The 23,669-nt window shown below is 40.3% G+C and carries 23 protein-coding genes and 1 tRNA gene; 15 read left to right on the plus strand and 9 right to left on the minus strand.

The window, feature by feature from the left end; translation table 11 throughout:
• Positions 1–24 precede the first annotated feature (24 nt).
• Entirely contained in the window at positions 25–516 is a 492-nt protein-coding gene (locus J2746_RS04470) for an Lrp/AsnC family transcriptional regulator (RefSeq protein ID WP_209616933.1), read from the minus strand.
• Positions 517–573: 57 nt separating this feature from the next.
• Positions 574–948, minus strand: a complete 375-nt coding sequence (locus tag J2746_RS04475) for a 30S ribosomal protein S8e (RefSeq protein ID WP_209616935.1) — start codon at positions 946–948, stop codon at positions 574–576.
• 231 nt (positions 949–1,179) lie between these two features.
• Between J2746_RS04475 and J2746_RS04480 the strand changes: the two genes are divergently transcribed.
• A complete protein-coding gene (locus tag J2746_RS04480) occupies positions 1,180–2,100 on the plus strand; it encodes a ribonuclease Z (RefSeq protein ID WP_209616937.1) in 921 nt (306 codons plus the stop codon).
• 38 nt (positions 2,101–2,138) lie between these two features.
• On the opposite strand, the gene J2746_RS04485 is transcribed toward J2746_RS04480, so the two are convergent.
• The gene (locus J2746_RS04485) at positions 2,139–2,411 is read right to left on the minus strand and encodes a hypothetical protein (RefSeq protein WP_209616939.1); all 273 of its coding nucleotides are present in this window, start codon (positions 2,409–2,411) and stop codon (positions 2,139–2,141) included.
• Between the two features lie 66 nt (positions 2,412–2,477).
• On the minus strand, positions 2,478–3,605 hold the full coding sequence (locus J2746_RS04490) for an AAA family ATPase (protein WP_209616941.1): 1,128 nt from the start codon (positions 3,603–3,605) through the stop codon (positions 2,478–2,480).
• 215 nt (positions 3,606–3,820) lie between these two features.
• Between J2746_RS04490 and J2746_RS04495 the strand changes: the two genes are divergently transcribed.
• The 3 genes from J2746_RS04495 (at position 3,821) to J2746_RS04505 (ending at position 7,188) form a co-directional block, all read left to right on the plus strand.
• Positions 3,821–6,160, plus strand: a complete 2,340-nt coding sequence (locus J2746_RS04495; RefSeq protein ID WP_209616943.1) for a sensor histidine kinase — start codon at positions 3,821–3,823, stop codon at positions 6,158–6,160.
• 60 nt (positions 6,161–6,220) lie between these two features.
• Positions 6,221–7,000, plus strand: a complete 780-nt coding sequence (locus tag J2746_RS04500; protein WP_209616945.1) for a sulfide-dependent adenosine diphosphate thiazole synthase — start codon at positions 6,221–6,223, stop codon at positions 6,998–7,000.
• A 113-nt stretch (positions 7,001–7,113) separates the two neighbouring features.
• Positions 7,114–7,188: transfer RNA gene (locus tag J2746_RS04505), tRNA-His, on the plus strand.
• A gap of 393 nt (positions 7,189–7,581) precedes the next feature.
• Here the strand turns inward: J2746_RS04505 and purF are convergent.
• The 3 genes from purF to J2746_RS04520 form a co-directional block, all read right to left on the minus strand.
• On the minus strand, positions 7,582–8,997 hold the full coding sequence (purF, locus tag J2746_RS04510) for an amidophosphoribosyltransferase (protein ID WP_209616947.1): 1,416 nt from the start codon (positions 8,995–8,997) through the stop codon (positions 7,582–7,584).
• 24 nt (positions 8,998–9,021) lie between these two features.
• Positions 9,022–9,192: a 50S ribosomal protein L37e gene (locus J2746_RS04515; RefSeq protein WP_023844184.1), complete on the minus strand. Its 171-nt coding sequence runs from the start codon at positions 9,190–9,192 to the stop codon at positions 9,022–9,024.
• Between the two features lie 118 nt (positions 9,193–9,310).
• The gene (locus tag J2746_RS04520) at positions 9,311–9,529 is read right to left on the minus strand and encodes an LSm family protein (RefSeq protein WP_209616950.1); all 219 of its coding nucleotides are present in this window, start codon (positions 9,527–9,529) and stop codon (positions 9,311–9,313) included.
• Between the two features lie 280 nt (positions 9,530–9,809).
• On the opposite strand from J2746_RS04520, the gene thiD reads away from it, so the two are divergent.
• The 10 genes from thiD to J2746_RS04570 all read left to right on the plus strand — a co-directional run bounded on the left by thiD (position 9,810) and on the right by J2746_RS04570 (position 19,842).
• Complete coding sequence (gene thiD, locus J2746_RS04525) at positions 9,810–10,628, plus strand: bifunctional hydroxymethylpyrimidine kinase/phosphomethylpyrimidine kinase (RefSeq protein ID WP_209616952.1); 819 nt, start codon at positions 9,810–9,812, stop codon at positions 10,626–10,628.
• 78 nt (positions 10,629–10,706) lie between these two features.
• Positions 10,707–12,002 carry a DEAD/DEAH box helicase gene (locus J2746_RS04530; RefSeq protein WP_209616954.1) on the plus strand — a complete coding sequence of 432 codons (1,296 nt, stop codon included), beginning with the start codon at positions 10,707–10,709 and terminating at the stop codon, positions 12,000–12,002.
• A gap of 58 nt (positions 12,003–12,060) precedes the next feature.
• Complete coding sequence (gene trmY / locus J2746_RS04535; protein WP_209616956.1) at positions 12,061–12,657, plus strand: tRNA (pseudouridine(54)-N(1))-methyltransferase TrmY; 597 nt, start codon at positions 12,061–12,063, stop codon at positions 12,655–12,657.
• A 94-nt stretch (positions 12,658–12,751) separates the two neighbouring features.
• The gene (locus J2746_RS04540; RefSeq protein ID WP_209616958.1) at positions 12,752–14,044 is read left to right on the plus strand and encodes a tRNA pseudouridine(54/55) synthase Pus10; all 1,293 of its coding nucleotides are present in this window, start codon (positions 12,752–12,754) and stop codon (positions 14,042–14,044) included.
• 69 nt (positions 14,045–14,113) lie between these two features.
• Positions 14,114–14,407 carry a 50S ribosomal protein L21e gene (locus J2746_RS04545; protein WP_209616960.1) on the plus strand — a complete coding sequence of 98 codons (294 nt, stop codon included), beginning with the start codon at positions 14,114–14,116 and terminating at the stop codon, positions 14,405–14,407.
• Positions 14,408–14,596: 189 nt separating this feature from the next.
• On the plus strand, positions 14,597–14,950 hold the full coding sequence (locus tag J2746_RS04550; protein ID WP_209616962.1) for an RNA polymerase Rpb4 family protein: 354 nt from the start codon (positions 14,597–14,599) through the stop codon (positions 14,948–14,950).
• 86 nt (positions 14,951–15,036) lie between these two features.
• Positions 15,037–15,633 carry a DUF655 domain-containing protein gene (locus J2746_RS04555; protein WP_209616964.1) on the plus strand — a complete coding sequence of 199 codons (597 nt, stop codon included), beginning with the start codon at positions 15,037–15,039 and terminating at the stop codon, positions 15,631–15,633.
• 14 nt (positions 15,634–15,647) lie between these two features.
• Entirely contained in the window at positions 15,648–16,457 is an 810-nt protein-coding gene (gene rsmA / locus J2746_RS04560; protein ID WP_209616966.1) for a 16S rRNA (adenine(1518)-N(6)/adenine(1519)-N(6))-dimethyltransferase RsmA, read from the plus strand.
• A gap of 7 nt (positions 16,458–16,464) precedes the next feature.
• On the plus strand, positions 16,465–17,058 hold the full coding sequence (locus J2746_RS04565) for a HemK2/MTQ2 family protein methyltransferase (protein WP_209616969.1): 594 nt from the start codon (positions 16,465–16,467) through the stop codon (positions 17,056–17,058).
• Between the two features lie 126 nt (positions 17,059–17,184).
• The gene (locus J2746_RS04570) at positions 17,185–19,842 is read left to right on the plus strand and encodes a PAS domain-containing sensor histidine kinase (protein WP_209616972.1); all 2,658 of its coding nucleotides are present in this window, start codon (positions 17,185–17,187) and stop codon (positions 19,840–19,842) included.
• Here J2746_RS04570 and J2746_RS04575 read toward each other — a convergent pair.
• Together J2746_RS04575 and J2746_RS04580 are read right to left on the minus strand one after the other, a co-directional pair.
• Positions 19,839–20,693: a 2-oxoacid:ferredoxin oxidoreductase subunit beta gene (locus J2746_RS04575; protein WP_209616974.1), complete on the minus strand. Its 855-nt coding sequence runs from the start codon at positions 20,691–20,693 to the stop codon at positions 19,839–19,841. The genes J2746_RS04570 and J2746_RS04575 overlap by 4 nt on opposite strands.
• The gene (locus tag J2746_RS04580; RefSeq protein ID WP_209616978.1) at positions 20,694–22,421 is read right to left on the minus strand and encodes a 2-oxoacid:acceptor oxidoreductase subunit alpha; all 1,728 of its coding nucleotides are present in this window, start codon (positions 22,419–22,421) and stop codon (positions 20,694–20,696) included.
• Positions 22,422–22,801: 380 nt separating this feature from the next.
• On the opposite strand from J2746_RS04580, the gene J2746_RS04585 reads away from it, so the two are divergent.
• Positions 22,802–23,599 (plus strand): ATPase domain-containing protein, encoded by a 798-nt coding sequence (locus J2746_RS04585; RefSeq protein ID WP_209616981.1) that lies wholly within the window; start codon positions 22,802–22,804, stop codon positions 23,597–23,599.
• Positions 23,600–23,669 lie beyond the last annotated feature (70 nt).

Here is a 23,669-nt window from a genome sequence, read left to right on the forward strand (position 1 = left end):
CATTATACATCCTGTAATGTGACTTTAAGGAGTCACCGGTAAACGTGAAACATGGTCCTGCTCATGGAGGATAACACCATCCTCTTTGTAAGTTTTCAGGACAAAGTGAGTTGTTGTGTGCTGTACCTGTTCAAGAGTAGAGATCTTCTCAGCAACAAAGAACGCAACTTCTTTCATTGTTTTTCCAGAAACAGTAAGTGAGAGATCGTATTGGCCGGAGAGAAGTCTGACAGAACGAACTTCCGGGAATTTATACAGTCGCTCAACAAGAGGCTGATAGCCTATTGTTCTTTCAAGGCTCACCTTAAGCTCAATAATCGCATAGACATTCTCATCACCTGCAAGATCCCAGTCAATAACTGTCTTATACTTGCGGATAATTCCTCTTTTTTCAAGATCAGTTACCTTCTTGCTGACCTCGTCAAGAGTAAGCCCTGTGAGGGTTGCAATCTTTTCATGACTCATTCTTGCATCCTCTTCAAGACATTCCAGAACATGACGTGTTTTATCATCCATATGTAGCAACCCCATAACACCAGACAATCAAATTAAAAAGAAAAAAGAATTGCCCGATTATTCGAGCAGTTTCGCGTTCACAACACCATCCTGACCCGGACGGCTTGTGACCTTTGCATTACCAAGAGGAGTCTTGATAACAGAACCCTTTGTAAGGATATTACGCCTGACATAGTGTTCATTTGCAGCATTTCCAACCACATTCTCAATGCTGGTTGTCTGGGTTTTACCCTGTGCATCGGTTACGTTTGCAACATTGCACTGCAGAAGCCTGACTTTCCTGTTTCCGCCTCTTGTTGTAACGTTCTTCCTCTTTGTTTCGTGAATATGAGTATCAGCTGGTCCACTACCAAGCTCGTATTTCCTCTTTCCGCGAGCTTTCTTGATCTTAGCACCAGTGTATGTTCTTCTAGATCTACCTTGCCATTTCATGATATATCCTCTTATGATTGTTAATGTAAGTATGAATGAATTACCTTTTGTAACTCTGATTAAATCTGGTATGATTTATGGACGTTCCTTTAATAATAAGATTATATATGAACTTTTCGAGTGATAGTAAACACGAACCCACCATATTGCATTACGATTTTGAAGAAAGGAACTGAACTGCTTAGGGCAACATAGATAATTCATAAATAAGTCAAGCACTTATATTAATATATGCTTCGAGTGACATTTCTTGGAACCGGGGGGTCACTCCCAACTCCGGAACGAAATCCATCAGCCATCATGATTAACCGTGAAGGCGAGCTTATGCTTTTTGATTGCGGAGAAGGGACGCAGCAACAAATGATGCGGGCAAAGACAGGAATGAAAGCATTGTCATCAATATTCATAACACATTTTCATGCAGATCACATACTTGGAATTCCCGGGCTTATACAAACAATGTCATTCCATGGAAGAACAGAACCATTGAAAATCTATGGCCCGCATCATGTCCACGAATTTGCAAGGATACTCAGTTCCCTGGGTTATTATAAACTGAAGTTTGAAATAGATGCCATTGATCTGTCACCCGGAGACGTAATTAAAAGAGATGAATATTCAATAGTAGCACTCAAAACAGAACACAGTATACCAAGTATTGGATATGCACTTGTTGAAAACATGCGTTCAGGGAGATTTGACCGACAAAAAGCCATTGAACTTGGAGTACCCCCGGGACCTCTTTTCTCAAAACTCCATAAAGGAGAGTCAGTAGAAGTTGATGGAAATATAATATGTTCCGAAGATGTTGTAGGGGATGCAAGACCCGGCAGAAAAATCGTATACACAGGAGATACACGGCCCTGCAAGGCAGTACTTGAAGCCAGTAAAAATGCTGACCTTCTTATCCATGACTCAACACTTGCAAATGAGCAGCAGGAATGGGCCATCGAATCCATGCATTCCACCGCAGAAGAAGCTTCCATTCTGGCAAAAGAAGCAAACGTCCTGAAACTGGTACTTACCCATATAAGTTCCAGATATTCAGATAATCCCACAAAATTACTAGAAGAAGCTAAAAAGATATTTGATAATGTTATTGTAGCCGAAGACCTGATGGAACTTGATATACCATACAGGGATAAGATCTGAACAAAGAAAGAAAAGAAAAGTTGGAAAGAAAAACAGACCTAAAGGAAGGTCCAATCCAGTCTGTTGCCCTCACCATCGTAAAGTGATACTTCCATCTCCATTTCAATATCTTCAAGCTCATATGGAAGACGTTTCATTCCTATGTAGAGTGTATCACCAGGGACGTAATCAAAGCCCTCTGGTTTTACTTTGCCGAAATAGACACGGCCGCCGGATTCAACTTCTTCAACAGTGACTCCTTTCCACATGAGTGTGTCAATTACATTTATTATGACACATTCAAAACGGTCAGATTCATTTACCTCAGACATAGCTCTCCGATATATTTTCAGATATTAAAAAGATAATCCTAATATCCGGGTAACTTTCACAAAATCTCAGATGTACATCCTGTCAGCATTTCCAGATACCGGAATATTTTTGAGCTTTTTAAGAGAGGAACAAAGGTCATCCTGAGTAACATGTTCCCTCTCATCAATAATTACATTATGAAGAGCGGTCTTGAGTACCTTCGCTACAAGATCCCTTCCTGAAAGTCCCTCTGTCATCTTTGCAAGAGCAGGGAGATCAAGATCTTTCACAGGAATCGGAAAAGTCCTCACATTAGATCTAAGTATTGCAAGTCGTTCTTTCTCATCGGGAAGGGTAAACTCGATCTCTTCCTCGAACCTGCTCCTTACAGCAGGGTCAATGGCATCTGTGCGATTGGTGGCACCTATGGTACAAACACCCGGGCGTTCCACAATGCCATCCATTTCCGTCAGAAGAGAATTGACTATCTCTGCTACATCACCACGCAGTTCCTGATGCCTGCGATCAAGTGCGATTGCATCTAGTTCATCTATGAAAACAATACATGGAGCCATTTCCTGCGCCCTGTCGTACAGTTGATGTATCTGTCTGGAACCCTCACCGACAAACTCCCCTATAAGTTCGGTTGCCTTAACCGGAATAATGGGAACATGTGTCTTATTTGCAAGTGCTTTTGCAAGCATTGTTTTTCCGGTACCCGACGGACCGAAAAAGAGTACATTTCGTGGTGCCCATTTACCAAATTTCTCTGGAGCTTCAAGAAAACGTTCAATGAGTTTACATTTCTTACGTGCGCTCTGCTGCCCGACCACGTCATCAAAAGTGACATCACTTCTGAATTCAACAACAGGAGTAGTGGTAACAAGTACCTCACTCACAATAATGTGTGTATTCTGGCCGATGACCGATTCAGGTGGTTCCACATCAGTAACTTTGTATGCAAAATCAGGAAACATCCTGCGGTCAAAAAGATAATCCCCTTTGCGCGCTGTAAAACCTCTCCACTGCTCACGTGCATAGTGCTCGAAAACTCCGGGGTCCGTAATTTCCGGATATTCATCCAGCATACTGGCCATGGGATAACCTGCAGGCTCCAGAACCAGAAAATCAGCAGTACACTCTCCAGGATCAGAACTTGGTTTCCTCTTTGATTTCGCAGTGGTTTTCTGGGCAGTCCTCACTATATACATCATCTCTTTTTCTTACTAATACTAATTGATTTAAGCAAATTATTAAAGCTAACCCCCAGGTTGATTTTGCATGTATAAAGTACATTGTAACATCAAATAATGCAAATTATCTTTGTACCATAATATCGAGAACACTGGAGAAAAGAACTTCATCAAAATTTAACACAATAAAACAAACGAATAATAAATATAGTAATTAATACTATAATAATAGATTAATGATAGATGACCACACACTGAAAAACGTAAAAATCACCAGTGTCGTAAATACAGTACTTATACTGATAGTCATTATATTCGGATTTGTATTGGTTGTACCATTTGTAATTGCAAAAGATGCAAATTCCATCATAATCAGCTTAGCTTTGATATTGTCCACATTAACAATTATACTCTATGCAAGCAAGCAAATAGAGAAAAAGAATACGGAACTGGAACTTAAAATAAGCGAACTGGACGGAAAACACAGAGAGCTGAATGAGAAACATAAGGGACTGGAACACCTTGTTGCCCGCAATACAAGAATAGAGAATATGATCACGTCCCTGATCTCCATGTTCATTGAGCCTGGGAACATTGACGGAACCCTGAATGAAATATTAAAGAAAACCGCTTCTTTTTGCAATGCAGAGTACTGCTATCTTTTTTTATTCAAGGGTAACAGCGACCCATATCTGTCACATGGATGGAAAAGTTTTGGCTTAAGTGAGAAAAAGAGTGTTTTTGAAAATATATCCTACTCCAAATTTCCATGGATATCAAAAAAACTAGTTCAAAAACAAATGGTCCATATCTCGAAAGAAGAAAAACTTCTGGAAATTGCTGACAGAGAGAGAAACATCATATTATCCAGTGGTGTAAAGTCATTAATGATAGTCCCGGTTGAGTCAGAATCTGAATGTATTGGATTTATCAGCATCGAAAACATATCAAATAAAACCGACTGCAATCTTGATAACATACAGACATTGAAAGTATTATCAGAGATTGTAAGTATGGCTCTAAATCACAGGTCATTCCTGAAAGATCTGGGGCTTTTTAAAAACCTGATTGACAGGTCCAACGATTTTATTTTCACTATTGATATGGAAAAACATCTCATCATTGATGCAAATGAAACTGCCTGTAAAGAGCTTGGATACTCACTAGAAGAACTTATCAGTATGCAGGAAAAAGAACTAAGTTTGCTTTTTGACGACACATTCTGGAAAAATGATCTTAGCGACCTTGTAGGTGACAGATACCTGCTACCAAGTCAGACACTTACAAGAAAAAATGGTGACAAAATACCGGTGGAGATGAATATTACCTTTGCTACCCATGACAACCACAATTATGCCCTGGCGGTTGTGCGCGATATTGCAGCACGTATTGATATGGAAAGCAGACTTGCAAAAACCAAACAGGTTATGGAGCTTGCCATGGAAGGCGCTGACCTTGGAATGTGGGACTGGAATCTCAGGACAAATGAGGTAATGTACAATGAGCGCTGGGCAGAGATGATCGGATATGATGTTGATGATATTGAAAAGAATATTGAAAGCTGGAAAAAACTGATACATCCTGATGATATAAAAACTGTAGATGCTACTGTTAATGAGCATATTGACGGTGAAACACCATTCTTTGAATCTGAATTCCGTATGAAGAACAGCAAAGATAAATGGCAATGGATACTGGCCAGGGGAAAGATCACCGAGTGGGATAAGAATGAAGAACCATTCAGGTTCACAGGAACTACTATGGATCTTGACGAAAGGAAGAAGGTTGAAGAAGAACTTCGCCACTCCAATGAACTGAAAGATCTGTTTACCGATATAATGCGCCACGACCTGCTGAATCCTGCAGGAAATATCAAGGGTTTTTCAGAAGTATTGTACGAAAAAGAGGATGACCCTGGTAAATCCAGAATTATCAGCAGTGTGCAAAGAAATACTGACAGGCTCATAGACATGATAGAAACAGCTGCCAAATTTGCTAAACTGGAAGCAACAGATGAACTGGAACTGAAGGAAGTTGACATTATGGCAAGCCTTCACAATGTTATAGAACAATTCGAGCACCAGCTTCACGAAAAGAATATGAAACTTGATCTTCGTGCAGAAGGAAAATATCCTGCCGTACTTAATCCTATTGTTGAGGAGATTTTTGCCAATTATATCTCCAATGCCATCAAGTATAGTCCAGAGAACACAAAAATCATCGTTGATATTGCAAATATGAATTATGAATGGATGGTAACTGTAACTGACTGCGGAGAAGGTATCCCTGATGATGCAAAACCACTGGTATTTGACCGTTTTAAGAGAGTGAATAAAAGTGGTGTGAAGGGAACAGGACTTGGACTTGCCATTGTTAAGAAGATAGCCGAACTTCTTGGAGGACGAGTTGGCGTTGACGATAATCCGGAAGGTAATGGCAGTATGTTCTGGGTAAGGCTCAAAAAGCATCATGAAGTGCTCAATGACGAAGCTGAGCCCACAATCCCCATAGAGAATAAGATCGGAACAGAGATGATTCAGGATATGAAAGCAGAAATTCAAACAGCATCCCATTAGATTTAAGGAATATAATACCAATCAGAAGCCTTTGTTATTAAATGATCACGAGGAAATAAGATGGAACTTGATGAGCTTACTATTACAAGGGCTATAGTTGATGAATTTTCTAAGGTTTTTCTTGACTACACAGAGGTAGATGTGGCGCTTGTTGGAGGAGGACCTGCAAACCTGGTAGCTGCCAGATATCTGGCAGAGGCAGGCCTTAAAACCGTGCTTTTTGAGAAGAAGCTCTCAATAGGCGGAGGAATGTGGGGAGGAGGAATGATGTTCCCACGCATAGTGGTCCAGGAAGATGCGAAACATATACTTGATAATTTCGATATTGATTATCATGAGTATGAGAAGGGATATTATGTTGCAAGTTCGGTGCAGTCTGTTGCCAAACTTATTTGTGGTGCAACAGATGCCGGTGCAGAGATCTTCAACCTGATAGATGTTGAGGACGTAATGATCCGTGAGAATGATACCGTATGCGGACTTGTTATTAACTGGGGACCTGTGTCCATGACCGGACTGCATGTTGACCCACTTGCGATCAAAGCAAAGCTTGTTATTGACGGAACCGGACATGATGCAGGAATATGCAATACTGTCCTCAGGAAGATACCTGGTGCAGAGATAGGTTCCGGAATCCCCGGTGAAAAGCCAATGTGGGCCGATGTTGGGGAGCGTATTTTGATGGATACCACAAAAGAAGTCTATCCCGGACTGATAGTTACAGGAATGGCAGCAAACGCTGTTGCAGGAGCTCCAAGAATGGGACCTGTCTTTGGTGGAATGATGCTGTCCGGCAAGAAGGCTGCAGAGATTGCAATTGAAAAGCTGAGAAGTGAATAATAATTATATAACTGAACAAGCCTGAGGACACTGTTTAATAGCTTTCCAAAGGAAAAGATTTATGTAAGAAACGGACATCTATAGGGTGCTTTCAAGTAAAGCACCTGCTTCGAGCCGGGGTAGGGTAGCGGTTATCCTGTAGCCCTGTGGAGGCTACGATTCGAGTTCGATTCTCGATCCCGGCCCCATTTCCTAATTCCGTTCTAATGATTGATCTGGATACTATATACCCCGATTCAGCAACCATTGTTTAAAAAATAATTACGTTTTTGATATACAACAAATCGTTGCATTACACCACCCGCCATACAATTGTATGAAAGTTAGCCCCATCCCGCTACAAGGGGTGGTACATCCTTGTAGAATCTGAAAAACAGACTTATTCTTATGTTATGTTCTGATACTATATAACAGTATACATTTCATTAGATAGTTCTATAATATTTACATTATAATACATATCAAAAAATATACATCATGTGTTATTTTATTTTACCTGTGCTGTCATTCTTGAAAAGATTACCAAAGATTAAAAGAGAAAATCAAAAACGAAAACCAGTAGAAAATTATGAATACAAAAGTTAAAACTCATTCAACTTTAACTGTCTTCTCTGACACATATCTTCACCAGGGATTTCCACTGGATAAGCGCCTGTAAGACAACCAAGACAGAGATCATCCCTATCTATCCCTATTGATTCCACTAGGCCGTCAACACTGAGATAACCCAAAGAATCCGCATCAATAACAGCCTCAACACCCTTGATAGTCTTGTGTGCTGCAATCAGTTCCTCCCTGGAAGCCATGTCAATACCCAGATAACATGGAGCAATGATAGGAGGACTGCCAATACGTGCATGTACTTCTGTTGCACCCGCATTGCGCACCATATCAATAATACGACGCGAAGTTGTACCTCTTACTACACTGTCATCAATAAGAACCACTTTTTTTCCTTTTATATTCTGATCTATGGTATTCATTTTCAGGCGAACAGCAGTTTCGCGCATTGCCTGGCCCGGAAGAATGAAAGTTCGGCCAATATAACGGTTCTTCATAAGACTTTCTTCATAATCGATCTTAGACTCTTTTGCATAACCAATAGCTGAAGTTATACCCGAGTCAGGAACAGGAGATACCATATCTGCATCAACAGGATGCTCAAGAGAAAGCCTTTCACCTATTCTTTCACGGACTTTATAGACAAGCTCTCCGTCTATGATCGAATCAGGACGTGCAAAATAAACATATTCAAAAACACAGTGAGCACAATATTTCTCTTCAAATAACTGATATGATTCAACTTCACCATCGCGGAAAATAAGGAGTTCTCCGGGTTGCACATCCCTGAGAAGTTTACCGTTCAGTGTATCAATAGCCACACTTTCAGAAGCAACAACATAACCGGAATCAATAGTACCAAAGCATAACGGTTTGAATCCAAGAGGATCCCTTACAGCCATGAGCATATCATCTATCATTATGGTCAGTGAATATGATCCGTTGAGTTGCTTCATTACATTGCGCATAGCTTCAACAGGATTATGCTTCAAAAGTTCCTTTACCAGAAGATGAGCTATTACTTCTGTGTCAGAATTTGCAACAAATATATGACCTTCCGTCTCAAGTTGTTCACGCAGGTCATAACCATTGACAAGATTACCATTGTGTGCAAGAGCAACATTACCGCTCTTATACTTTACAATAAAAGGCTGACAATTCTCTAAGCGTGAGTCACCGGAAGTAGAATAGCGAACATGTCCGATTCCCACATTGCCCTTCAGAGAAACAAGGTCATCCTTGTCAAAAACCTCGGGCACAAGACCCATACCTTTTAAAGTATGAGGTTCCCTGCCATCATGTACAGTCACCCCTGCGGATTCCTGACCACGATGCTGCAGAGCATATAATGCGTAATATATACGAAGCGCGGAAGGGACTGGATGTGTTTCTTCATCGAACTGTACAACCCCTACAACACCGCATTCTTCGCGCATTTATATCCCTAGTCTAAAAAAGACCTAATATTTGCACTTTGCCTGCCACTTGTAGCTTCTCATGCGTGAGCTCTTGCCAAAGCCGCATGATGTGCACTGTTTTGTGTGAATGTTGAGTGAAACACTACCGCAGCGCCTGCATTTTACATGTGTACGCTTCTGCCTTTTACCCATTGAAGGAGTACCTTTTGACATATTATAATCACCTTTAGTATGAATTCCTTGATTAATTGTTATAATAAGTAAAGCCTATAAATTACAGCCTGGAGGTTACCCATGATATTGCTAGTAGTTCTTATAGGTTACGTTCATTTCAGGGAGATACGTAAACTACGTTGTCACCTCTGATTACAACACTACCCAGTTTTCTTACAACTTCCCCTTCCTTAAGTTCCTCTGCATCGTCAAGGACAAGGTTCATGTGTACGTCATATCCCTGGAGTTTTCCACGGAATTCCCTTGCGCCTTTAAGTCTCACAATTACAGGTGTGTTCAAAGCATCGTTCAGTATATCAAGAGGTCTGTTTCCCATTTTCGTCGCCTCAGTTAAATAGATCCAAATAAATTCTAAATTTAAACTAGTAGCTAATATATAGCTTGTAAATTTGTTTATTTACTTATACATATTGCGATGCTCCAATGTTGCATATGCTGTATATAAAACTATCGTGATAAGCGATTTTTGAACATCCCGAAAGATGCAGAGATATGAAACGGTTCACAAAGATATATAGACCTGACTGACCAACTAATATATAAGCAACAAGGCATCTATGTGCTTTTTCACGAGCCAAACGAATAGAGAGGATTATATGAGCAGAATACCAGTCATACTCACCATTGCAGGATCTGACTCCGGCGGAGGAGCAGGAATAGAAGCAGATATAAAGACAATAGCTTCACTAGGGCTTCATCCTGCATGTGCAATTACATCAGTTACCGCCCAGAACACACAGGGAGTTAGAAGTGCTTATGATATACCCGTTGAGGCAATAACAGCCCAGATAGATGCGGTTTGTGAGGACATGGATATCACATGGGCAAAATCCGGTATGCTCTCTTCGTCCGAAATCACATCCAATGTTGCTTTTATGGTGAAAAAGCATAAGCTGAAAATAATTGTTGATCCGGTCATGGCTGCAGAGGCAGGCGGTGATCTGCTCCGCAAAGAAGCCGTAATAACCCTAAAAGAAGAACTGTTACCAGTATCGGAAGTTGTAACTCCTAATATCAATGAAGCCAGCATACTTGCAGGAATAGAGATACAGAATGTAAATGATGCAGAGAGTGCTGCAAAGATCATCAGTAAAACAGGAGTCAAATACGTCATTGTTACCGGAGGACATCTAGATGGCTCAGATATAATATATGATTCCCATAACGACAGTTACACAACAATATCAGGTACTTTTGTCAAAGGCGGAACACATGGATCGGGTTGTACGTATTCTTCAGCACTGACATCATTCCTTGCTCAGGGATATAGCATAGATGAAGCCGCCAGAAAAGCAAAGATTTTTGTTGTGGAAGCCATCAAAGGAAGTGTGCCGATAGGGAAAGGTGTTGGACCAGTTAACCAGCTTGCATGGCTCCTTAATAGACCGGAACGCTGTACAAGGAGAGACTTATAAGAAGCATATACAAGCCTAATTATAAGTAAAGAATAAAATTGACCGATTTAGTAAGTTATACACCAAGAGTGAATATAAATGCAAACAGAATTTGTCAAAGACCTTTTTCTGTCAAAAGAGATCAGAAAAAGTATTCGAGATATGGGATTCAGGGAAGCAACAGAAATTCAGAAAATGTGCATTCCAGTCATAATGGATGGAAAAGATGTAATTGGTCATGCACAGACAGGAACCGGAAAAACTGTGGCATTCGGGATTCCGTTAATGGAACTACTTGAGCCGGATTACAGAAAAACACAGGCACTTGTAATTTGTCCCACCAGGGAACTTGCAATACAGGTTACAGAGGAACTGGAGAAAATTGCAAAGTACATCCCCGAACTCAAAATATTACCAGTTTATGGTGGAACTTCAATGGGATCACAGGCAGAGGGTCTGAAAAATGGTGCGCATGTTGTTGTGGGAACTCCCGGAAGAATAATAGACCACATGGAAAGAGGAAATTTGCGGACAGGTGAAATCGGAATAGTAGTGCTTGATGAAGCTGATGAAATGCTGAACATGGGATTCAGGGACGACATCGAAAAAATACTGGAAAGCACACTATCTTCAAGACAGACACTTCTTTTTTCAGCAACGATGCCCGAAGAAATACTCAGACTGACAGAAAAATACCAGAAAGATCCCATACACATAACGATAGTACAGGAAAAACTCACGGTTCCTCAGGTAAAACAATATTACTTTGAAGTGAAAGATAATGCAAAGCCCGAAGCACTCAAGCGCCTAATAGAAGTTGAAAATATCAAATCTGCTCTTGTGTTCTGTAATACCAGGAAAGAAGTTGACAGGCTTGTAATCAAGCTGCGCTCAAAAGGTTATCCGGTAGATGCACTCCACGGAGATATCAAGCAGAAAAAAAGAGAGCGCCGCATGGATAGATTCAGGGACGAGGATATTGACATTCTTATTGCCACTGATGTTGCAGCAAGAGGCATAGATATTGACAATATTGAAGTTGTTTTTAATTATGACTTGCCACAGGATCCGGAAATCTACGTACACAGGATCGGAAGGACTGCACGAGCAGGCAGACCGGGGATTGCATATACTTTTGTTTCCGGCAAGGAAAAAATAAAACTTGAAGATATTAAAAAGATAACCGGAACTGCAATCAACAAGAGAGAACTTCCAAGAAATCGAGATGTAGAAAAGATTAAGGAAAACAGAATTGCAGATGATGTAAGGATGCTTATCAGGCGTGGTAAACTTGATAAATATGACGAGTTCGTTTCGGATATTGCAAATGATGATATGGATTATCGCCAGATTGCTGCAGCCCTTGCAAAAATACTGCTAAAAGGTGACAACTGATTGCTACTGAAAAACGGAAATTCAAACAATTAATTAATATAGTAACTGAGGAAATTCAATGAAAGATTTTGTGATAATAGGGCATAAAGCACTTACAAGCGGAGATTTTTCCTTAAATGACCTTCCTGGCTCTGCCGGAAGAATGGATATACTCTGCAGGTGTGTCAATTCAGCTCTTTTCCTTTCACACGGAATGAGGCGTGACGTGAATGTACACCTTGTACTTCTGGGTGAGCCTGATCCTGGGAAAGTAGTCAGGTTCAATGGAGAGAAGCTGAAATACCTTAACCCGGATGAGAGAAGCAGTGGTTCACTTATTAAAAAAGCACTTCAGAAAGATGCCATAGAGTACGAAACACAGTCCACTCCTGGAGTATACATACGTCGCACAGGATTGGAAGAACTGCTCAAAGAGTTCAGCGAGGCTGGCAGGGATATCTACTACCTGAGGGAAGATGGTGTGGACATGCGCGAGTACGGTGAGCTCAATAGTGATGCTGTATTTGTTCTCGGGGACCATATGGGAGTTACTGAAAAGGAAGAAGAGATGATCGAGAAGGTTGCGAAAAGCACCCTTAATATCGGACCTGTTTCCCTGCACTCAGATCACTGCATGATAATTATCCACAACGAACTTGATCGAAAAGAAGCATAGTCAAAAAAGGTTATATTATATAGTACCTATTTCATGCAAATCCGAATTATCCATGGAATAAAACCGTAATTATACTACAAACAAGAGTGATCCAATGAGCATACTCGAAACCGCTAAGAAAATAATAGAAGAAGGCCCCATCTGCGACCATTGCATGGGCAGACAATTTGCCAAATTATCAACTGGTCTTACTAATGTTGAAAGAGGGCAGGCTGTAAAATTGTCACTGGCAATGGAAGGAGACGCCATTTTCAAAGAGACAGGAGACGAGTCCCTGCTGGAAGAACTGGCAAAGAGCAGTCACTACGCCAGAAAGACCCTGAGAATTGAGGACGAGGATGAAAAATGCTGGGTGTGTCTTGGTATTTTTGAAAAACTTGATCTCTGGGCTGACAGGGCAGTAGAAAGCATTGGTGAAAGAGAGTACTCCACATTCCTTGTAGGAACAAAGGTAAGCGGGCTCATTGGAGAAAATGAGGAAATACTCTGGAGCGAGTGTGGGATTACGCAGGCAGAGCAATTCAAGACCGAAATGAATCGCGAGGTAGGAAAACTCATCTCTGCACGTACCGGTAAAGAAGTTGAATTTGAAAGACCTGATATTGTAGTTACTCTTGATATTGCCGAGGAAAAAACAAGCGTTCAGGTAAGATCATTATATGTACAGGGCAGGTACAGAAAACTTGTTAGAGGCATACCACAGACAAGGTGGCCTTGCAGGAGTTGCGGCGGCAGGGGTTGTCAGGAATGCAACAACACCGGAAAACAGTATCCTGAATCAGTGGATGAACTTATAGGCAAGGAATTTGTTGAAATGGCAGAAGCAAAGGATTCCAAGTTCCATGGTGCCGGAAGGGAAGATATCGATGCTCTCATGTTAGGCACCGGCAGACCATTTGTAATAGAAGCTCTGGATCCACAGATACGCAGCATAGATGTATGGGAGCTTGAAAAGAAGATCAACGAGTTCGCTGCAGGCAAAGTTGAGGTTGAAGGGCTTAAAATCGTTGAGAAGGCTATAATTGAGACTCTGAAGTCTTCAAAGGCGGATAAAGTTTATAACCTTAAAGTTACATTCAAAGACCCTGTTTCCACGGATAAACTTGAAGATGCTATAAGCTCACTTATAGGAATGCAGATTCATCAGAGGACGCCACAAAGGGTGGCCCATAGAAGAGCGGATCTTGTCCGGAAGCGATATGTCCACAACATGCAGCTTATTGAGAAAACAGAGGAATATGCCATCATAGAAGTTCATTGTGATGGAGGGCTGTATGTCAAGGAACTGACATCAGGCGACGATGGAAGAACTGAGCCAAGCCTTACAGGGCTTTTAGGCATTCAGGCAAAAGTCGAGGAACTTAATGTCATCAAAGTAGACATATAATATCATCCTTTAGGATACACATCAAAATCATAATACATCAAAATCATTTGATCATGGAGGAAATTAATAATGGCAACATCACACGGAGAAAAACACTGTACAAGATATAAGTTGAAAAAGACCTCAAGAGAAAGAGGGCTTTCACCAGTAAGCAAGGCAATCCAGGAATTCGACTGCGGACAGATGGTCCACATCGACATTGACCCAAGTATACAGAAGGGAATGCCAAACGCAAGGTTCCAGGGAAGAACCGGAAAGATCACTGGTCAGCGCGGCCGAGCTTATCTACTGCAGGTAAGGGACGGGGACGCAATGAAAGAGATCATATCCCTTCCACAGCACCTTAAACCACAGAAATACTAAAATCAAGTCAAAAGTAATCCGGAATTCAAATCTGGATTACCTTTATTTATCGTTACATATATCTTTACTGTATATATTTAGCGATACAAATTAATTTCCGGGTATAAGAGTTTACATTTATACCCACCTTTGTAATCAATCGCCATTCTCAAGTGACCTAAATCTAATTAACGCATAGAGTGTATATCAATGATAGTAAAAGAAGTTCTGAGTGAAGAGTTATTGACCCTGCCTGAAGTTAAGGGTATGCTGCACGAACTGATGGAAGAGCGTCTCAAGGATGAGGAAGAGCTGGGTTATGAACTGCGCAAAGCTATCAACCATGCGGAAATGTTCTCTAAGACAACACCGGAAAAAGCAAGAGACCTTGTAAACAAGCTTCTTGAGCTGGAAAAAATGAAACCTGAGATCGCCATCAGAGTGGCTGATATCATGCCACAGTCAAGGGATGAGCTCAGATCTCTTTACGCAAAAGAAAGATTCACACTTACCGATGAAGAACTCGATGAAATGCTAAACCTTGTAGAAGAAGCAATGGATTAGATTTATATTCGATACACCCCTTTTTTTACATCGAGAGAAGTTGCAGCAGTAGCAACAGGTATGCCACAGGAGGGAATGAATTAATTATGAAAACAAGGGGAAAACCACCTGAGAAAGAAGAGTATGCATGGATTTTAGATTATCTTCCATATGGAAGCACTGATGACAAACGCCCTTCATATCAAAAGAAACCTCTTGTCCAGGCAGTAGGAGAAAAGCGTTTTGTATTGATGGAGCTTGTACCGAAAGAAGGAAAAGTACCTGATATACAGTCAAGAGTTTACATTGGTGATGGTGACAGGGACATTATTGACCACGTAAAGCACCGTATCACATACAATGACCTCAGCCACGGAGCACAGCTTGAACTGCCTTTCATCCTGGAAACAACCGTTAAACACCATGAAGAAAGATTTGTACAGTTCTTTAATGATGCACACCCCATAACAAACCGGCTTCATATGCTGGAGCTGCTTCCGGGTATTGGAAAAAAACTTATGTGGGCAATCATTGATGAAAGAAAGAAAGGACCTTTCACAAGTCTTGCAGAATTACACAAAAGGGTCGGTGGAGTACATTCACCGGAAAAGATACTCGTCAACAGGATCATAGAAGAGCTTAAAGATGAAAATATCAAATACAGGCTTTTCACAACTCCATCACGCCGCCCACGTAACCATTAAAAGGTGTTCATTTTTTGGTATATGAGATACTTAGAAAATATGGTATCCGTGGTGGATACCATGACCAACATTTTTTGATAGATGAAAGGGTCCTTGACAGGATTGTTGATTCAGCGGATATAAAATCTCATGAGACCATACTTGAAATTGGGGCAGGAATCGGAAATCTCACAGAAAGACTCATGGCAAAAGCCGGCCACGTTATTGCAGTAGAAAGAGATCCTGAGCTTATTTATGTATTGAAGGATCGTTTTGGAGAATCTGACAAGCTAACTCTCATACATGGAGATGTGCTGGATGTTGAATTCCCGGCTTTTGACAAAGTTGTTGCCAATCTGCCTTATTCCATTTCATCTGAAATTACATTCAAATTATTCAGATACAATTTCAAACTGGCAATACTGATGTACCAGTACGAGTTTGCCCAGAGACTTGTTGCGCATGCAAATTCCAAAGATTATAGCCGTTTGTCCGTAAATGCACACTATTTTGCAGATACTTCTATGATTATGAAAATACCCAGGGGTGCATTCTCACCTCCACCGGAAGTCCTCTCTGCAGTCGTTGAGCTAAAACCAAGACCTTCATATTTTGAAGTTCTGGACGAGAAATATTTCCTTGATTTTGTCACTGCGGTTTTCGGACAGAGACGAAAGAAGATGAGAAATTCCATTCTTAAAAACAAGCAACTTCTGGGCATTGATGACATGAAAGAATTCATACATGAATTACCGCAGGAATTGCTTGATAAAAGACCTGAGAATCTTGAACCTGAAGAATTCGCAGAACTTGCGAATATGATGTTCAGGCATAAACAGAAATAAAACTATCATGGTTACAATTGAATATAGCAAAGCACACGTAAATCTTGCAGATCAGGTTTATGAGCCTGCTGAGGATTCTTACCTGCTTGCCGATACAGCCCTTGAATTTGTAAAGGATGGAATGGATGTTCTGGAAATCGGGACAGGTAGTGGTTTTGTTTCTGCCGTTATTAAAGCCAACAGAAAAGTCAAACTACTGGCAACAGAGATCAGTCCGTTAGCAGCAATTTGTGCAAGATCCAATGGCATTGATGTGATAAGAACAGACATGTTTGCAGGACTTAAAGGGAAAGAACAGTTTGATATTATCATATTTAATCCACCATATCTTCCAACATCCGATGATGAAAAAATTCCAGGGTGGCTTAACTACGCTTTTGACGGAGGAATTGATGGCCGCAAGGACGTTGTTCCTTTCCTGCAAAAAGCTGGCAATTACCTGAAATCAGACGGGATCATTTTGTTATTGATCTCATCCCTTACAGGTGTAGATGAGGTCGTGATGGAAATAGAAAAAGCCAGATTCAGACCGGAAATCGTTTCCAGCACTAAATGCTCATTTGAAAGACTTGTTGTCATTAAAGGTGCTAACATTGATTAAAACTGGTTTAATATATGTATTCACTATTTTTTGTACACTTTGATACAATCTACGTGTTTTAAATATAAAGAATAATATATAACAGTCGGCTTTTGGACTCAAAACCAATAAAAAAACGGTAAATCCATGACTGAAATAGTTATCCTTGACTATAACGAAGAAGAATCCTTTAAGCTTAAAAACGAACTTGAGAAGAGTTACAGTAAAGTTTCTGTTTATAATCCTGAAAGGGAAGATAATGATTATTCACAAAGTACAGAAAATTCTATCATATTTTTCTGTAAACTTGATTCGCCCAGCTCAAGCATTTTAGATGATGCAATAAAAATAGCCTCTTCAGAGAGTGATCAAATAGTTTTTATTGTACCTGAAGCTGATGATGTATTCCTTGACCGAATATCCAGATCAGATACTATCCATTATCTGAAAGAACCTTATACCCGCAATGAACTTAGCTACATGATAAAAAAAGCTTCAAATAACCAACATACGAGCATGGAAGACTTGCATCTGCTTTCCGAAAGTGTATATGATATTGCTTTTACAATGACTGCCACCGGAGACATAATTTATGTAAGCCCTTCGGTGAAAAGGATAACAGGTTTCAGCCAGAAAGAAGTTTTGAATAAAGGTCTGAAGGAACTGGTACCTGAAGATTCATTTAATTTTATTGGTGGTATGATAGGTACTTTTTTTGCCAAACTGGAAAAAGGAGAAAAAGTCAGATCACCTGTTTTTGAACTTGAAATTTTATGTAAGGACGAATCCACATTATGGATGGAATTGACTATAAATTGTATTTTTGATTCTGAAAGAAATTTCAGATATTTTGCAGGAGTGATGCACAATATCAATAATCGCAAAGAGGCAGAAGAACGTTTCAAAGCTGCAGTGGAATGTTCGGGTGATCTTATTTACGAATGGGATATGAAGACTGATAACTTAGAATGGTTTGGTAATATCGAACAGATGCTTGGTTACGAATATGACGAACTCCCGGGAACTATCAATGAATGGTCTAAAATAATACATCCCGATGATCTGCCTATTGTCAAGGAACTGATAGATAACTATCGTAGAACAGGTGACATCTTTGAGCTTGAATATCGTGTTTTTTCCAAAGATGGAGAATTGTACCACCTGAAAGAACATGGTACACCAATATTCGATAAAATTACAAAACAATTCATAAAGACTATTGGAGTATGTACCAACATCACTGATAAGGTAGAAGCCGAAAAAGCACTGGAAGAAAAAGAAGAACTATTCCGTTTAATTGCCGAGAATGCCAATGACGTTATCTGGGTCCTCGATGCAAAGGGAGATTTCCTCTATGTCAGTCCATCTGTTGAAAAACTCAGAGGCTATACTCCTGAAGAATTGATGGCTTTACCAATAGAAGAAAGATTGACTCCTGAATCCTCAAAGGTTGTTATGGACACATGGACACAATTCTTCCAGAGATTCAAAAAAGGAATTATACCTGATACTCCACGAATAATAGAAGTTGAACAGCCCTGCAAAGATGGGTCAACTGTGTGGACAGAGCTACACATAAATCCTGTGCTTGACGATGATGGTAATTTCAAATTCTTCCTTGGTATCAGCAGGGATATCAGTACACACAGAAAGCAGGCCAGAATGCTTGATAGCATTTTTAATCTTACACCCATACCCATGATATTGCTGGATGGAAATGGTATTGTTGAAAAGATAAACAAGGAATGTACAGTAATACCGGGTGTCAACAAAAAAACTGCAATTGGCAAGAAGGCAGGAGAGATATTTTCCTGTGCATATTCATTCAAGGAAGAAGGATGCGGGACCAATGAAGAATGTAACTCGTGTACGTTCAGTAACCTTGAACAGGAGACATTCAGAACACACAGGAATTTCAATAAAGTAGAGGGTATAAGCACTACACGAATGCCTGATGGTTCTGATGCAAATCTGAATCTGGAAGTTTCTACTGCCTATATTGACCTTTATGATGATGCAAAAGTAATAATGTGTTTTGAAGATGTCACTGAAAGGAAAAAAACAGAAGAAGAGATAATCGAATCAAAACTTGAAGCAGAAGAAGCAAATCGTACAAAGAGTGAATTCCTTGCAACCATAAGCCATGAACTCCGAACACCACTCAATGCCATCATTGGCTATTCACAAATGTTGCAGGATGATAATTTTGGTGACCTTAACCCCAAACAGGAAAAGTTTGCAAATCATATTCATACAAGTGGAAAACACCTCCTTGAACTTATAAACGACATCCTTGACCTTTCAAAGATAGAAGCTGGAAAAATGGATCTTCATCTGGAGACTTTCGAAGTCAATAAAGTGCTCAAGAATGTTTACAACATAATTAGTCCACTTGCTGAAAAGAAAAATATAGAGCTAGATTTTGCAATTAACCAGGATATATCAATATATGCTGACAAAGTAAGATATAAGCAGATACTCTATAACCTTCTGAGCAATGCAGTAAAGTTCACACCCGATGGTGGAAACGTCACAGTGAAAATAAGTGTTAATGATGATATATTAACAACATCCATAATTGACGATGGAATAGGTATTGCTCCAGAAGAACAGAAAAAACTATTTACACCATTCTATCAGGCAGATTCATCCAATGCAAGAAAATATCAGGGTACAGGGCTTGGATTATCAATTGTCAAAAAAATGGTGGAACTCCATGGCGGAACGATAAAAGTGGAAAGTGAACCTGTAAAAGGAAGCACATTCACTTTCACATCACCTGTTAAAACCGAAAGATCAGATTAGACAAAGCCATCTATAAGCTCATCCACTTTTTCAGTTGAAGGCGATTTTTTGTAAAGGGGACCTGATGCAAGAACATCAAGATTATCCTCAAAAGTTGGTTTTTCATTAACATAGAAAACACCCAGAGGAATCTTTTCACCCCATTCCATGGACTTGTCGAATGCTTTCACACAATCATTCAACTCATAGCCAGGGTCATCCATTTCATACACTCTTTCAGAGTACCACTTGAAAGTATTCAGTTTATTGAAAGATACACAGGGTTGCAATACATCTACCAGTGAGAGACCTTTGTGCTGAATAGCCTTTTCTATAAGGGATGTCAGGTGTGAAACTTTGCCGGCATAACCACGGGCCACAAATGAGCAATCAAGAGAAATTGCCATTGACAACGGATTAAGTGGCATGTTAAACACTCCATGAGTCTGCACCTTGGTTTTCATCCCGATCTCACTTGTAGGTGATGCCTGTCCCTTTGTAAGTCCGTATATCTGGTTGTCGTGCACTATCATGGTAATATCAGGATTTCTCCTTACAGTGTGGAGGAAATGATTACCTCCTTCACCATAACAGTCTCCATCACCTGTAACCGCAATGACGGTCAGCTCATGGTTTGCGACTTTTGCACCGGTTGCAGGAGGTAATGACCTTCCATGGAGTCCGTTGAAACCATTGCATTTGAGATAATGAGGGGTTTTACTTGACTGTCCGATACCTGATGCCACAAACACCTGATGAGGTGAACGTCCAAGATTTACCAGTGCCTGTTTTATGGATTTCAATATTCCGAAATTGCCACAACCCGGACACCATGCTGTTTCAAAATCACCGTAATCTTCTATGTTGACCATTCAGATCACCTCCTTTTCCTTAAGGGCAGCAATTATGAACTCTGGACTGAACGGCTTCCCATCATACCTGAGAACTGTGTCCGTAATGCTTAAATCTGCATCCAGTTTCAGATGCCTTGCAAACTGTCCCGTGGAATTATTCTCCACACATACTGTCTTTTTGGTTTTTGAGAATAATTTTTTGGTTGCTTCAACCGGAAGTGGATGGATATGAGTGAAATGGACCATATTGACCGACTTTCCTTCACCCTTCAATATGTCAACTACCTCGGCCAGTGGTCCATAAGTTGAACCCCATCCTATAAGCGACACATTGGCATCGGGTTTTCCATAAACTTTAGCCACAGGCATTTCTTCACGAAGAACTTCCAGTTTCTTCATACGCTTGTCATTCATCTTTATGCGGTTTATCGCATCTTCGCAGATATGACCGTATTCATCGTGTTCATCACTGTCAGCAAGAACAAGCACACCTTCCTGACCGGGCAGGGCACGCGGAGAGATTCCCATAGGAGTGAGTTTATAGCGCTTATACTCTTCCTTCTTAGTTCTTAGATCCTGATCTGAAAGCAGATGTCTTTCAATTGTTATTTTAGAGGAATCAAATCTTGGAAGCGTGAACAATGAGTCTGCAAGATACTGGTCACTCATTACAAAAACAGGTATCTGGTATTTATCGGCAATATTGAACGCTTCTGCAGTCATATAGAAGCATTCCTCCGGAGTTCCTGGTGCAAGTATGCATCTTGGGAACTCACCCTGTGCAGCTGTCAGGACAAACTGAAGGTCACCCTGTTCTGTCATTGTTGGAAGACCTGTTGCCGGACCTGGACGCTGGCAGAGGAATATAACAGCAGGAGTTTCCGTAATTCCTGCAAGTCCGAGAGCTTCGGTCATAAGTGCAAATCCACCTCCAGAAGTGGTGACCATGGAGCGTACACCTGTAAACGAAGCACCGAGAACCATGTTCAATGCGGCAATTTCATCTTCTGCCTGTTCCACAACAGTATTGAATTTGTCCGCATTTGCTGCAACATATGTCATCACACCTGTTGAAGGTGTCATAGGATAGGCTGCAAGGAACTGAAGACCTCCGGCAAGAGCACCGAGACCCACAGCCTGATTACCATTTATTAGCATCAGGTTTTCCTTTTTCCCGGGGTCATCCACAGCAAACTTACAACCCCCGGGATAATTCTCTTTCACATAATCATATCCTGCCTTCGCAGCCTTGATATTTTTCTGTATGATCTCTTCACCTTTCTTTTTAAAAGATAGTTTCAAGATTTCTTCAAGGTCAGAAATATCAAGACACAGAAGACCAATGACAGCTCCCATGGAAACTGAGTTCGAATAAATCTTATCTCCGCAAACATCTTTTGCGATCTTTAGCATAGGAACATGAAATATTGATTCCGATGAATTATTGACCTTTATAGCATCTGCATCAACTAACACAACACCATCATTTATCTCATCAAGGTGCTGATCAATAGTCGCTTCGTCCAGAGCCAGAAGCAGGTCAACATCTTCTGTCATTGCCGACACAGGAATATCGCTTATGCGTATATTGAATGTATTATGTCCGCCACGGACCCTTGAAAGATAGTACTGTGTTGCAAAAACATGGAATCCACTTTTCTTTAACGTCTTGGCAAGGGCCATGCCGGTGGTCTGAAGACCCTGTCCGGCTGCACCCCCTATTTTGATATTTAGATCTAAATTCATGATTATCTTATTCCCCTTGTGTAATTCACATCTAATTCGGACTCAATGTCACCAATAATCCCTCTTAAGACAAGGAAGGTGTTACTTGAAGCCGAAATACATTATAACCACTAATTGGAAAACTGCTGTTAAGAACAGTTTATTATATCCAATCCCACTTTAATTTTTGAGGTTAATATATAAAAACATTCGCAAATACTGTATATTGCCATCACAACATAAGACCGGAGATATCAAAGTTACACAAATAATCAGAAGCTTGCGGATTTGTTACTATAATAAACATGCAGCACAATTCAAGAATATGTTTATATAATATATTATCCTTAATAATATATAATTCATAGAATTTGATCATTATACATTTGGCGTGATACAAAATGGAAAGAATGCCCACGGGAATAGCAAATCTTGACAAAAAAATTAGTGGCGGTTATCCGGAAGGTAAAGGGATACTTATCACAGGAGTCCCAGGTGCCGGAAAAACTATATTCGGACTACATTTTCTACACAAATCATGCATGGATGGTAAGAAGTGCATAATGATTGCAACCGAAGAAACTCCCGAAGATGTTATGGAACAGGCAGCAATGTTGGGCCTTGGCCTTGATTCCTTTATTGAGAACGGTCAACTTCAGATAAAACAGGTTATTGAGTTCAGAACAAGGTCTGTTGCCAGAGAAGCTTATCTGGTTGATGATTTCAGCGATACTGAAATAGAGATCATAGAAGAGACACATCTTGACAGAAATCTAAGAGCAGACCAGGAAGGTTTCAACATCGAGGAGATAGATCTCATCGACCTTGTAAGACTTATACCGGAAGAAAGCGATGTAGCTGTAATTGATAATATTGGCGTTCTGGCATTTGGTCTGAAACCAAAAGAATTCAGAGACAAGTTTGACACCATCAATCGCTTGCTTGCAAAACAAAAAACAACGGCTCTCTATATAATGGATGAAGCTGCATATGAGATGACACATAAGATCGCAGATTATTCTACTTATGGTTCTGTCAAACTTATGGTAAAAGAGAATCCATATACCGGCAAGAATGAGCGTTTCCTGAGCATACCAAAGATGCGCAGCACAAAAATATCACTTGACATCACAATATTTGACATAACTTCTGCCGGAATCAGCCTGAAGGGTTCAAAATCCAAACTTGTTGAACTCTGATGGGATTAACTTTTTGATGAATATACAGGATATGATCCTTAACTTTTTTGCGAACGAGTATATAAGTGCC

The organism is Methanolobus bombayensis, from assembly GCF_017873415.1.
Classification (GTDB): Archaea; Halobacteriota; Methanosarcinia; order Methanosarcinales; family Methanosarcinaceae; genus Methanolobus; species Methanolobus bombayensis.

Excerpts from the sequence above, each read along its gene's own strand:
- J2746_RS04470 (WP_209616933.1), bottom strand. The coding sequence starts at position 516 with ATGGATGATAAAACACGTCATGTTCTGGAATGTCTTGAAGAGGATGCA.
- J2746_RS04475 (WP_209616935.1), bottom strand. The coding sequence starts at position 948 with ATGAAATGGCAAGGTAGATCTAGAAGAACATACACTGGTGCTAAGATC.
- J2746_RS04480 (WP_209616937.1), top strand. The coding sequence starts at position 1,180 with ATGCTTCGAGTGACATTTCTTGGAACCGGGGGGTCACTCCCAACTCCG.
- J2746_RS04485 (WP_209616939.1), bottom strand. The coding sequence starts at position 2,411 with ATGTCTGAGGTAAATGAATCTGACCGTTTTGAATGTGTCATAATAAAT.
- J2746_RS04490 (WP_209616941.1), bottom strand. The coding sequence starts at position 3,605 with ATGATGTATATAGTGAGGACTGCCCAGAAAACCACTGCGAAATCAAAG.
- J2746_RS04495 (WP_209616943.1), top strand. The coding sequence starts at position 3,821 with ATGATAGATGACCACACACTGAAAAACGTAAAAATCACCAGTGTCGTA.
- J2746_RS04500 (WP_209616945.1), top strand. The coding sequence starts at position 6,221 with ATGGAACTTGATGAGCTTACTATTACAAGGGCTATAGTTGATGAATTT.
- purF (WP_209616947.1), bottom strand. The coding sequence starts at position 8,997 with ATGCGCGAAGAATGCGGTGTTGTAGGGGTTGTACAGTTCGATGAAGAA.
- J2746_RS04515 (WP_023844184.1), bottom strand. The coding sequence starts at position 9,192 with ATGTCAAAAGGTACTCCTTCAATGGGTAAAAGGCAGAAGCGTACACAT.
- J2746_RS04520 (WP_209616950.1), bottom strand. The coding sequence starts at position 9,529 with ATGGGAAACAGACCTCTTGATATACTGAACGATGCTTTGAACACACCT.
- thiD (WP_209616952.1), top strand. The coding sequence starts at position 9,810 with ATGAGCAGAATACCAGTCATACTCACCATTGCAGGATCTGACTCCGGC.
- J2746_RS04530 (WP_209616954.1), top strand. The coding sequence starts at position 10,707 with ATGCAAACAGAATTTGTCAAAGACCTTTTTCTGTCAAAAGAGATCAGA.
- trmY (WP_209616956.1), top strand. The coding sequence starts at position 12,061 with ATGAAAGATTTTGTGATAATAGGGCATAAAGCACTTACAAGCGGAGAT.
- J2746_RS04540 (WP_209616958.1), top strand. The coding sequence starts at position 12,752 with ATGAGCATACTCGAAACCGCTAAGAAAATAATAGAAGAAGGCCCCATC.
- J2746_RS04545 (WP_209616960.1), top strand. The coding sequence starts at position 14,114 with ATGGCAACATCACACGGAGAAAAACACTGTACAAGATATAAGTTGAAA.
- J2746_RS04550 (WP_209616962.1), top strand. The coding sequence starts at position 14,597 with ATGATAGTAAAAGAAGTTCTGAGTGAAGAGTTATTGACCCTGCCTGAA.
- J2746_RS04555 (WP_209616964.1), top strand. The coding sequence starts at position 15,037 with ATGAAAACAAGGGGAAAACCACCTGAGAAAGAAGAGTATGCATGGATT.
- J2746_RS04565 (WP_209616969.1), top strand. The coding sequence starts at position 16,465 with ATGGTTACAATTGAATATAGCAAAGCACACGTAAATCTTGCAGATCAG.
- J2746_RS04570 (WP_209616972.1), top strand. The coding sequence starts at position 17,185 with ATGACTGAAATAGTTATCCTTGACTATAACGAAGAAGAATCCTTTAAG.
- J2746_RS04575 (WP_209616974.1), bottom strand. The coding sequence starts at position 20,693 with ATGGTCAACATAGAAGATTACGGTGATTTTGAAACAGCATGGTGTCCG.
- J2746_RS04580 (WP_209616978.1), bottom strand. The coding sequence starts at position 22,421 with ATGAATTTAGATCTAAATATCAAAATAGGGGGTGCAGCCGGACAGGGT.
- J2746_RS04585 (WP_209616981.1), top strand. The coding sequence starts at position 22,802 with ATGGAAAGAATGCCCACGGGAATAGCAAATCTTGACAAAAAAATTAGT.